Below are 7,463 nucleotides of genomic sequence, written 5' to 3'. Positions count from 1 at the left end.
CGGTCCCCTTCGTCATGACAGCGGGAGTTCATTCCTCGTCGTCGGAATCATCCTCGTCGAAAGCGTCGTCGTCGTCATCCGCCGTGTCGTCCTCGGACTCTTCCGAGTCGTCCAGCTCGTCGATGTCGACGCCGTCGAGGTCGCCGCCGTGCACGGGCCGCGGCTCACTGGTCAGCTCGTCGTCATCGAGATCATCGTCTTCGTCATCCTCGAGGTCGTCGTCCTCTTCGGAGTCGTCCTCGAGGTCTTCGTCCTCGTCCTCATCGACATCGTCGAGATCGTCGTCCTCAGCGTCGCCCTCGGCGTCCGCGTCGACGCCGTTCGGCTCGGCGGCCGCAGCCGCGGCCTGCTCGGCGAGCTCGGCCTGGTGAGCACGGTACTCGGCCAGACGCTCGGCCCACGGCACCCACTCCGGTGCCAGGAGTGCGCCGTCGCCGGGCAGCAGCTCCGTCTCGAGCACCGTCGGCTCTTCGTCCTCGACGCGCGCGACCGTGACGGTCCAGTACCAGCCGGGATATCCGGCCAGCCGATTCTCGAAGCGCAACGAGACCGACCCGTCATCCTCGACGAGGTAGCCGGCTGCGGGTCCGATCGTCGATGCAGGCGTGATCTCGCGCAGCGCGGCGAGCGCGAGGTCGTGAGCGTCGAGCAGGCGCTCGTCGGCGTCAGGCTTCGAGGTCATCGGCAACCTTGCGGAGGACCGCCGCGATCTTGCGGCCGTGACCGGACGACGGGTAGCGGCCCCGACGCAGATCGCCGCCGATGCCGTCGAGGAGCTTCACGAGATCCTCGATGATGATCGCCATGTCGTCTGCGGGCTTGCGCTTTGCTTTGGCGAGGCTGGGCGGGGCCTCGAGAACGCGTACCGACAGCGCCTGCAGACCGCGCTTTCCGTCGGCGACACCGAACTCGACGCGCGCGCCGGCCTTGACGACGGCGCCGGCGGGCATCGCGGAGGCGTGCAGGAAGACGTCCTGGCCGTCATCGGTGGCGATGAAGCCGAAACCCTTGTCTTCGTCGTAGAACCTGACCTTGCCGGTGGGCATGGGAGAAACCTCGCTGAGTCGGTGTGGAGCTGGACGACCGCGCAGGATGCGGCCGTCTCCAGCCTACCGGTGCGTCGGTTCACGCGCGGGGAGACCGGCGGAATGCGACGGCGACGCGCGAGGCCGTGTTCCCGCTCAGCGACTAGGCTGAGCGGGATGAGCAGTCAGAGTCCCGAACCCGACGTGCCGGTGCGTCGAGTCGACCGCATCCTCGCCTTCACCGCGCTCGGGCTCGCCGCGGCATCCATTGTCTGCTTCTTCGCGATCATCATCGGCACCGCGGTCGGCATGCGGCAGGAGGACTTCGGCTCCGGCGCGTGGCCGGTGATCGCCGCGATCCCGTACTGGGGTCTGCCCGCGGCATTCGTGATGATCGTCGTGCTGCTCGTGATGAGCTTCATCCGGAAGGGTCGCGCGGGATCGCGACCCTGAGGCACCAGGCATGAGCACGCACGCCCGACCGCTGGCCGAACATCTGGCCGCGATGAGCGATGCCGACCTGAGCGAGCTGTTCTCCGAGCGCGGCGTGCGCCCCGACGTCGGATGGCAGGACTTCTTCGACGCCGCCGAGGCGCTCCTCGAACCGGCGTCGCTCGCGAAGGCTCTCCCCCGTCTCACACTCGACGAGGCGAGGGCGCTGCAACGCATGGCGGCCGGGGAGCGCAGCGACGACGCCGACGACCGCCGCACCCTCGAGCGGCTCGCCCTCGTGCGCCCCGACGGAGAAGTGCCGCCTCCCGTCGTGACGGCGGTCTCCGATCGCCCCGACCTCGCCCCGGTGTCGTCGCACGATCAGGAGCGGGCGGGCGAGAGCGCCGCAGCGCACGCCGCCGAGCGCGCTTTCACCACGGTCGCCGCGATCGCCGACCTTCTCCTCGCCGCGACGGACAGGCCGTTCGCTCTGCTCGCGGCCGGCGCTCTCAGCGCGGGCGAGAAGCGACAGCTGGCCGACTCCGGCGTCGCGACGGAATCGGTGGACCACCTCGTGACGATCGCGTCGACAGCAGGGCTCGTCGCGGTCGGTGACCGACGCCTGCACACCACGGACATCGCGGACGCGTGGCTGCGATCGTCGGTGTCCGAGCGATGGCGCGACCTCGCCCGCGACTTCCGCGATGCGCTTCCCCGTGGTATCCGGTCTGAGAGGGGTGGGTGGATCCCGCTCTCCGACTGGGCGCAGGCCCATCCATGGGATCCCGCGTGGCCGGACCGCAGCGCCGCGTTGATCGAGCAGGCACGCCTGCTCGGTCTCGTCGCCGACGACGGGACCGAGCCCGTCTGGGCGACGCCCCTGCGCGACGGTCGCGATCCCGATCCGGCCTCACTCACAGCGCTGCTCCCCGCCGAGGTCGACCGGATCTTCCTCCAGAACGACCTCAGCGCGATCTCACCCGGCCCCCTGGCCCCCGCCCTCGACGTGCGCCTGCGCACGGTCGCCGCGCGGGAATCCGCCGCACAGGCATCGACGTACCGGTTCACACCGGAGTCCGTCGCACGTGCGCTCGTCGCCGGAGAGAGCGAGGAGTCGCTCATCGACTTCCTCGAGGCCGTCTCACTCACCGGCATCCCGCAGCCGCTCCGCTACCTGATCGCGCAGACGGCGCAGCGTCACGGTCTCGTCCGGGTGTCGACGGATTCCGAGACCGGCCGCACCCGGATCGAGAGCTCGGACCCGCATCTCGTGGAGGCGATCGCGGTCGACCAGACCCTCCGCCCCCTTGCTCTCACGAAGCACGTCGGCTCCCTCACCACGCGCGTCGGTCGCGACACGGTGTACTGGGCTCTCACGGACGCGCGATACCCCGCGACCCTCGTGGGCGAGGACGGCACCGTGCTCACCGGTGAACGGCACGCGCCGATCACGACGCCGGGAGCGGCCTCGGCCGACTACACGTCGCTCATCGCGGCGCTCCGCTCGCATCAGGGACCGGATGCCGACGCCGCCTGGCTCGACCGGGAGCTCGAGGCGGCGGTGCGCGCGAAGGCCGTGCTCCAGGTGACCGTGGGGATGCCGGACGGCAGCACGCGCGACCTCCTGCTCGAGGCCACCGGACTCGGCGGCGGACGCCTGCGCGGACGCGACAAGGCGGCAGACGTCGAGCGCACGCTGCCGGTGTCGAGCATCCGCGCCGCGACCGTGATCGCCCAGTAAACTGGACAGCTATGTCTGATGGCCCTCTGATCGTCCAGAGCGATCGCACCGTGCTCCTCGAGGTCGCCCACGCGGATGCCGAGAGCGCCCGCCACGAGCTGGCGATCTTCGCCGAACTCGAGCGTGCTCCCGAGCACATCCACACCTACCGGATCACCCGTCTCGGGCTCTGGAATGCGCGCGCCGCCGGGCACAGCGCCGAAGACATGCTCGAGACCCTCGACCGGTGGTCGCGCTTCCCGGTCCCGCCGTCCGTCGCCGTCGACCTTCGCGAGACGGTGAACCGCTACGGGCGCCTTGTGATCGAACGCGACGACGAAGGCACGCTCATCCTGCGCTCGACCGACCCCGCGGTGCTCGCCCAGGTCGCGAACAACAAGCGCATCCAGCCGCTGCTGATCGGTCATCCGAACCCCGACACCTATGTCATCGATGCCTGGGCGCGCGGTCAGATCAAGCAGGAGCTGCTGAAGATCGGCTGGCCAGCCGAGGACCTCGCCGGATACACGCCCGGCACTCCGCACGAGATCGAACTGGATGAGGGCACCTGGCAGATCCGGCCGTACCAGCAGGATGCCGTCGACGCGTTCTCGAAGGACGGATCCGGAGTCGTCGTGCTGCCCTGCGGCGCCGGGAAGACCATCGTCGGCGCCGGGGCTATGGCCGCCACGAAGACCACCACGCTGATCCTCGTGACGAACACCGTGTCGGCACGCCAGTGGCGCGACGAGCTCCTCAAGCGCACGAGCCTCACCCCGGAGGAGATCGGGGAGTACTCCGGCCAGGCCAAGGAGGTCAAGCCGGTCACGATCGCGACGTACCAGATCCTCACCGCCAAACGGAAAGGCCAGTACGCCCACCTCGCCCTGCTCGACGCTCTCGACTGGGGACTCATCGTGTACGACGAGGTGCACCTGCTCCCCGCGCCGGTGTTCAAGCTCACCGCAGACCTGCAGGCGCGCCGCCGCATCGGTCTCACCGCCACCCTCGTGCGCGAGGACGGCCGTGAGGGCGACGTGTTCAGCCTGATCGGCCCCAAGCGGTTCGACGCGCCGTGGAAGCAGATCGAGGCGCAGGGCTTCATCTCCCCCGCCGTCTGCTACGAGGTCCGCGTCGACCTGCCCCCGAGCGACCGTCTCGAGTACGCCGCCGCGACCGACGACGAGCGGTACCGGCTCGCCGCGTCGGCGCCCGCGAAGATCGACGCCGTGCGCGAACTGATCGCCAAGCACCCCGACGAGCAGATCCTCGTGATCGGCCAGTACCTCGACCAGCTCGACACGCTGTCCGAGGCGCTGAACGCGCCGCAGATCACAGGCGCCACCCCCGTCGACGAGCGCGAGGAGCTGTATCGCCAGTTCCGCGAGGGCGAGATCCACCTGCTCGTGGTGTCGAAGGTCGCCAACTTCTCGATCGACCTCCCCGAGGCGTCCGTGGCGATCCAGGTCTCGGGATCCTTCGGGTCCCGGCAGGAGGAGGCCCAGCGACTGGGCCGCCTTCTCCGGCCGAAGCAGTCGGGTCACACCGCCAGCTTCTACACGCTCGTCGCCCGCGACACGATCGATCAGGACTACGCGCAGAACCGCCAGCGCTTCCTCGCCGAGCAGGGCTACAGCTACACGATCATGGATGCGGACGCGATCGCGGCCTGACCGCCGCTCCGACGGATAGTCAGCATCCGCATGGCCTGAGTCACCATAATGGGGACATGACTGATGCGCGCATCCTGGTCGTCGACGACGAGCCGAACATCCGCGACCTGCTCTCCACGGGTCTCAGCTTCGCCGGATTCCAGGTCAAGACGGTCGCCAACGGCGCCGCCACGATCTCGGCGGTGCTGGAGGAGGAGCCGGACCTCATCATCCTCGACGTCATGCTGCCCGACATGAACGGATTCAGTGTCACCAAGCGCCTCCGTGGTGCGGGCTTCACGGCGCCGATCCTCTTCCTCACGGCCAAGGACGGCACCGACGACAAGATCGAGGGCCTGAACGCCGGGGGCGACGACTACGTCACCAAGCCGTTCAGTCTCGACGAGATCGTCGCCCGCGCGCAGGCGATCCTGCGGCGCACCATGCAGGCCGACGAGGAGTCGATCATCCGCGCCGGCGAGCTGTCGATGGATCAGGACACGCACGACGTGCACGTCGGCAAGGAGCCGATCGAGCTCAGCCCGACCGAGTTCAAGCTGCTGCGCTACCTCATGCTGAATCCGAACCGGGTGCTGTCGAAGGCGCAGATCCTCGACCACGTCTGGGAGTACGACTTCAACGGCGACGCCGGCATCGTGGAGAGCTACATCTCCTACCTCCGCCGCAAGATCGACCCGCACACCGAGGAGTCGGTCATCCAGACCAAGCGCGGCTTCGGCTACATGCTGAAGGTCGGCAAGTAGTCGTCGACGGATCGCTGACGCCGTACCACGACGGCCGGAGGGAGGGCCGCATGGCGCACAAGCCTGACGCGGTCACCCGCTGGTGGCGGGCCATCAGCCTGCGCGCGAAGGTCACCGGCGTCACCGTCGCCGTTCTCGCCCTCGGTCTCCTGCTCGCCGGGATCGGGACCGTGCCCATCCTGCGCAACTCGCTGGTCGGGAACATCGAAGCGCAGCTGCCCGCGCTCGTCTCGGCCGACCTCGCCCCGCGGTACTTCGACATGTCGATCGAGGATGGGAAGACGGTCTACACACCGCGCGAATCGCCCAGGGACTTCTTCGTCGCGATCTACGACGGCGAGGGCGTGCTGCAGACCACGACGGGCAACTCCGCGAACGGCGGCAAGCCGCTCTTCCCCTCGAAATACACCCTGCTGGACGCACAGAACGCCGGCGACGGCGTGTTCCCTCTCACGGGCACGAAGGGCGACGACTTCCGCGCGGCAGTGGCGCTGCTGCCCGGAGACGGCGACGGCGCGCTGCGGATCCAGATGGTGGCGATGCCCCTCGACTACGCCGACCGGATCATCAGCCAGTTCTTCGGCATCTACATCACCGTCGCGCTCGTCACGATCCTCATCGCGGCCCTCCTCACCCGAGGACTCGTCACGCTCACCTTCCGTCGGCTCGGTCAGGTCGAATCCACCGCCATGTCGATCGCGAAGGGCGACTTCAGCCAGCGACTGACAGACCTCGAGCCGACCACCGAGGTCGGCCGCCTCAACACGGCGATCAACACGATGCTCGACCGCGTCGACGGATCTCTCGCCCAGCGCGACCGCACCGTCCAGCACATGCGACGCTTCATCGGCGACGCCAGCCACGAGCTCCGGACGCCCCTCGTCAGCGTGCGCGGCTACGCCGAGCTCTACCGCATGGGTGCGATCAAGGGCGAGGAGGATACCGCCCGTGCCATGGAGCGCATCGAGAAGGAGGCGATCCGGATGGGCGTGCTGGTCGAGGACCTCCTCGCGCTCGCGCGCCTCGACGAGGAGCGCGAGCCCGAGATCGAGGCACTCGATCTGCGTCCGATCGCGCGCGACGCGGCTCTCGATCTGCGCGCCGCCGCCCCGGGTCGGACGGTGTCGGTGATCGACCGCACCGTCGATGCCCCGCTCATCGACGTCACGACGCGCCCGACCCCGGTCGCCCCCGATCGGCAGCCTCCGACACCACGCGGCGCGCTCTCTCGTGCGACGCTCGGACGTCTGCGTCGCCGGCCGCGTACTCCGGCCGATCCCGAGGTCACGGGGATCGACTTCACGGAGGCCACCGACGTGCCCGTCCGCACTCCCCCGATCGTGCTGGGCGAGGAGAACAAGGTGCGCCAGGTCGTCACGAACCTGCTCGGCAACGCGCGACGGTTCTCGCCGGCCGACAGCCCCCTCGAGATCGTCGTCGACGCCGACCGCGTCCGCGGAACGGGCAGCATCTCGATCGTCGATCACGGAGAGGGCATCCCGCCGCAGATCCGCGATCAGATCTTCGAGCGCTTCTGGCGCGCCGACACCTCGCGCGCCCGCGAAACCGGCGGTTCCGGCCTCGGGCTGGCGATCGTCGCGTCCATCATGAAGGCGCTCCGCGGCAGCGTAGCCGTCACGGAGACGCCGGGCGGCGGAGCGACGTTCACGATCACGCTCCCGCTGGCGCCGTCGCGGGCCACTCCGGCCCATCTCCTCGAAGACACGCAGCCGATCGACCCGCTCGCGCTCTGACCGCTCCTCCACCGCGGAACCCACGGGCGGGTTCTGCACAGCACGGGTGCGAGCGGGGCGGGACGCCGGATGCCGCGGGCGCCGCGCTCCTATCGTCGGAATCCCATCGAGAGGAG

7 protein-coding genes are annotated in these 7,463 nt (G+C 69.3%); 5 read left to right on the top strand and 2 right to left on the bottom strand.

Annotation, left to right across the window (positions count from 1 at the left end; all coding sequences use genetic code 11):
* Window positions 1-28 precede the first annotated feature (28 nt).
* Together AUC47_RS09385 and AUC47_RS09380 are read right to left on the bottom strand one after the other, a co-directional pair.
* Window positions 29-682, bottom strand: a complete 654-nt coding sequence (locus AUC47_RS09385) for a DUF3027 domain-containing protein (RefSeq protein WP_096714954.1) — start codon at window positions 680-682, stop codon at window positions 29-31.
* Entirely contained in the window at window positions 666-1,046 is a 381-nt protein-coding gene (locus AUC47_RS09380) for a cold-shock protein (protein WP_096714953.1), read from the bottom strand. The genes AUC47_RS09385 and AUC47_RS09380 overlap by 17 nt, the downstream gene beginning before the upstream one ends.
* A gap of 156 nt (window positions 1,047-1,202) precedes the next feature.
* Here AUC47_RS09380 and AUC47_RS09375 point away from each other — a divergent pair, with 156 nt between their 5' ends.
* Genes AUC47_RS09375 through AUC47_RS09355 form a run of 5 tightly spaced genes read left to right on the top strand, consistent with a single transcriptional unit; the run spans window position 1,203 to window position 7,347 of the window.
* Window positions 1,203-1,478 carry a multidrug ABC transporter ATPase gene (locus AUC47_RS09375; protein ID WP_096714952.1) on the top strand — a complete coding sequence of 92 codons (276 nt, stop codon included), beginning with the start codon at window positions 1,203-1,205 and terminating at the stop codon, window positions 1,476-1,478.
* A gap of 10 nt (window positions 1,479-1,488) precedes the next feature.
* Complete coding sequence (locus AUC47_RS09370) at window positions 1,489-3,198, top strand: helicase-associated domain-containing protein (RefSeq protein ID WP_096714951.1); 1,710 nt, start codon at window positions 1,489-1,491, stop codon at window positions 3,196-3,198.
* Between the two features lie 11 nt (window positions 3,199-3,209).
* Window positions 3,210-4,850: a DNA repair helicase XPB gene (locus AUC47_RS09365; protein WP_096714950.1), complete on the top strand. Its 1,641-nt coding sequence runs from the start codon at window positions 3,210-3,212 to the stop codon at window positions 4,848-4,850.
* Window positions 4,851-4,906: 56 nt separating this feature from the next.
* On the top strand, window positions 4,907-5,593 hold the full coding sequence (locus AUC47_RS09360) for a response regulator transcription factor (RefSeq protein ID WP_096714949.1): 687 nt from the start codon (window positions 4,907-4,909) through the stop codon (window positions 5,591-5,593).
* 50 nt (window positions 5,594-5,643) lie between these two features.
* Window positions 5,644-7,347, top strand: a complete 1,704-nt coding sequence (locus AUC47_RS09355; RefSeq protein WP_096714948.1) for a sensor histidine kinase — start codon at window positions 5,644-5,646, stop codon at window positions 7,345-7,347.
* Window positions 7,348-7,463: the final 116 nt, after the last annotated feature.

Origin of the sequence: Microbacterium sp. SZ1, from assembly GCF_002362255.1 — a bacterium.
In the GTDB taxonomy this organism is placed as follows: domain Bacteria; phylum Actinomycetota; class Actinomycetes; order Actinomycetales; family Microbacteriaceae; genus Microbacterium.
This window is presented reverse-complemented; position numbering and strand designations above follow the sequence as displayed.

What these genes read in the sequence shown, in the direction of transcription:
- AUC47_RS09385 (WP_096714954.1), bottom strand. Translation starts at nt 682, where the DNA reads ATGACCTCGAAGCCTGACGCCGACGAGCGCCTGCTCGACGCTCACGAC.
- AUC47_RS09380 (WP_096714953.1), bottom strand. Translation starts at nt 1,046, where the DNA reads ATGCCCACCGGCAAGGTCAGGTTCTACGACGAAGACAAGGGTTTCGGC.
- AUC47_RS09375 (WP_096714952.1), top strand. Translation starts at nt 1,203, where the DNA reads ATGAGCAGTCAGAGTCCCGAACCCGACGTGCCGGTGCGTCGAGTCGAC.
- AUC47_RS09370 (WP_096714951.1), top strand. Translation starts at nt 1,489, where the DNA reads ATGAGCACGCACGCCCGACCGCTGGCCGAACATCTGGCCGCGATGAGC.
- AUC47_RS09365 (WP_096714950.1), top strand. Translation starts at nt 3,210, where the DNA reads ATGTCTGATGGCCCTCTGATCGTCCAGAGCGATCGCACCGTGCTCCTC.
- AUC47_RS09360 (WP_096714949.1), top strand. Translation starts at nt 4,907, where the DNA reads ATGACTGATGCGCGCATCCTGGTCGTCGACGACGAGCCGAACATCCGC.
- AUC47_RS09355 (WP_096714948.1), top strand. Translation starts at nt 5,644, where the DNA reads ATGGCGCACAAGCCTGACGCGGTCACCCGCTGGTGGCGGGCCATCAGC.